This window comes from Frankia sp. AiPs1, assembly GCF_023716945.1.
In the GTDB taxonomy this organism is placed as follows: Bacteria; Actinomycetota; Actinomycetes; order Frankiales; family Frankiaceae; genus Frankia.
In genome coordinates this window covers 1-506 of the sequence record NZ_JAMQQF010001199.1, presented here as the reverse complement: position 1 = coordinate 506, position 506 = coordinate 1, and the positions used below count along the sequence as shown (strand labels likewise).

Here is a 506-nt window from a genome sequence, read left to right as displayed (position 1 = left end):
GCCCGGGACCGGCTGGCCGAACGGGGCGTGGCCACGGGACCAACCCGCACGCCCGGCGAGATCGCCGCCGCGGCGGCCAGGCTCGGGCCGGGGGTCGCCGAGCCCGTCCAGGCCCTCGCGACGCTGGTCAGCCAGGCCCTGTACAGCCGGACGGGGGGCACCGACGCGGACGCCGCGCAGGCCTGGAACCTCATCGCCCTGCTGCGCACCCGCCTTGCCGCCCAGGGCCGGCGTCGCCAGCGGCTGGCTGCCGCCCTCGACCCGCGCCCGCTGCTGCCGACCCGCTCTGCCAGCCGACGCCACTGCGCTCTGGCGGCACCCGCTGGACGGCCCGCGACCGCGCTGCCCGGGCCGAGTTCGGGGAGCGGCGATGGCTGAGCAGGCACGGCGGGTCGGCGACCAACGTCCGCGGCGAGCATGGCTGGCACGTCCACGGCTGGCAGATCCATCGCAGCGACGTTCGGGGCGGCGGGGCCAGCCGGGGCGCGGGGGCGGCGGGGGGGGGG

General features: G+C 80.0%; 1 protein-coding gene. It reads left to right on the top strand.

From position 1 onward, the window contains the following. Nucleotides 1-378: DUF4129 domain-containing protein (locus ND748_RS33630; RefSeq protein WP_251750227.1), on the top strand; the 378-nt coding region annotated here is incomplete at its 5' end. Between the last annotated feature and the right edge of the window lie 128 nt (nucleotides 379-506).